At 67.9% G+C, this 2,069-nt stretch carries 2 protein-coding genes and 1 pseudogene; all 3 read left to right on the plus strand.

The window, feature by feature from the left end; all coding sequences use genetic code 11:
* A partial coding sequence (locus tag ACFE99_RS25310) for a DUF3499 domain-containing protein (protein WP_375489664.1) occupies positions 1-402 on the plus strand: 402 nt, incomplete at its 5' end.
* A gap of 88 nt (positions 403-490) precedes the next feature.
* On the plus strand, positions 491-1,888 hold the full coding sequence (locus ACFE99_RS25315; RefSeq protein WP_375489666.1) for a phosphomannomutase/phosphoglucomutase: 1,398 nt from the start codon (positions 491-493) through the stop codon (positions 1,886-1,888).
* Positions 1,885-2,069, plus strand: a pseudogene (locus tag ACFE99_RS25320) (TobH protein); the annotation flags it as partial. The gene ACFE99_RS25315 and the pseudogene ACFE99_RS25320, both read left to right, overlap by 4 nt.

Consider the following 2,069-nt stretch of genomic DNA (forward strand, 5'->3'; position numbering starts at 1 on the left):
GTGGCGACGCTGACGTTCGTCTACTCGGACTCGACGGCGGTCGTCGGTCCGCTGGCAACGGCAAGAGAGCCGCACTCGTGGGATCTCTGCGTCGGGCACGCCAGCCGGATCACCGCGCCGCGCGGGTGGGAACTCGTTCGCCATCCCGCACCGCTGACGATCAACCCCGACGAGGACGACTTGGTGGCGCTCGCTGACGCCGTGCGCGAGGGCCGCGGCGGGGTGGCCAGCCGTCCGCCGGTCAACGGCTTCTCCGATCCCGGCGCCCATCATGCCGCTGCACCGGCCGGCGCACCCAGCGCCGGCGTCCTCGCCCCGAGCGCGCAACCATCAAGCGGAACCGGGCGCCGCCGCGGCCATCTGCGGGTGTTGCCAGACCCCCCTCGCGAGCAGCCGGAGTAGCGGGCGACGAGCACGCTGCTTAGGTACGGCGAGGCCGACCGGAGCGGTTAGGCTGGCGACCAAGAGTCCCTTCGTCAGGAGCCCTGTCATGTCTCGGCCCGCCGCGGCTGTCCAACGTGTGATCAAGGCGTATGACGTGCGCGGCCTGGTGGGGGATGAAATCGACGAGTCCCTGGCCGCCGATGTCGGTGCGGCTTTCGCCCGGTTGATGCGTGACGAAGGGGCCAACCAAGTGGTTGTGGGCCTTGACATGCGGGACAGTTCGCCGTCGCTGGCGGCTGCGTTTGCGGCCGGGGTGACCGGGCAGGGTCTCGACGTTGTCCGCATCGGCCTGTCGTCCACCGACCAGCTCTATTTCGCGTCGGGCTTGCTCGACTGTCCCGGCGCAATGTTTACCGCCAGCCACAACCCGTCCGCCTACAACGGCATCAAAATGTGTCGCGCGGGCGCCAAGCCAGTCGGGGCAGACACTGGGCTTGGCACCATCCGTGACGAACTCATCGCGGGCGTCCCCGATTACGACGGGCCGCCAGGAACGCTCAGCGATCGCGATGTGCTGGCCGACTACGGAGCGTTCCTGCGCTCCTTGGTCGACTTGTCCGACTTGCGTCCGTTGCGGCTGGCCGTGGATGCCGGCAACGGGATGGCTGGCCACACCGCTCCAGCCGTGTTGGGCCCCATCGAGTCGATCACGTTACTGCCGCTGTACTTCGAGCTCGACGGCTCGTTTCCCCATCACGAAGCCAATCCGCTGGATCCCGCCAACCTGGTCGACCTGCAGGCGTACGTGCGCGACACGGGGGCCGATATCGGGCTGGCGTTCGACGGCGACGCCGACCGCTGCTTCGTGGTCGACGAGCGCGGCCAGCCGGTGTCGCCGTCGACGGTGACGGCTTTGGTGGCTGCGCGTGAACTCAACCGGGAAATCGGCGCAACCGTGATTCATAACCTGATCACCTCGCGCGCAGTGCCGGAATTGGTGGTCGAACGCGGCGGCACACCGGTGCGCTCCCGCGTCGGCCACTCCTACATCAAGGCGCTGATGGCCGACACCGGCGCCATCTTCGGCGGCGAACACTCCGCGCACTACTACTTCCGGGATTTCTGGGGCGCCGATTCGGGGATGCTGGCGGCACTGTACGTGCTTGCCGCGCTGGGTGAGCAACAGCGGCCGCTATCGGAGCTAACCGCCGACTACCAACGCTACGAATCCTCCGGCGAAATCAACTTCACCGTTGCCGACGCGACGGCGGCCACCGAGGCCGTGCTGAAGTCGTTCGGCACCCGGATCCACTCGATCGATCATCTCGACGGGGTAACCGTGGACCTGGGCAACGGCAGCTGGTTCAACTTGCGCAGCTCCAACACCGAGCCACTGCTGCGGCTCAACGTCGAGGGCCGCTGCGCCGAAGACGTCGAGGCGGTGGTCCGACAGGTCGCCGGCGAGATTGAACGTTTCGCAGACCGGCCGGAGGTCGTGACGTGAACGCGATCCGCGCCACGATCGATATCGACGACACCGAAGGCCTGATCGCTGCCGACCGAGAGGGCCTGCTGCGTGCGGCGTCGATGGCCGGCGCGCAAGTCCGGGCCACCGCGGCCGCGTGCGACGAAGGCGCACTGGATTCGATGCACGGCGAAGACCGCCCGCGGACTGTGGTGTGGGT

It is taken from the genome of uncultured Mycobacterium sp. (genome assembly GCF_964249325.1).
Taxonomy (GTDB): Bacteria; Actinomycetota; Actinomycetes; order Mycobacteriales; family Mycobacteriaceae; genus Mycobacterium.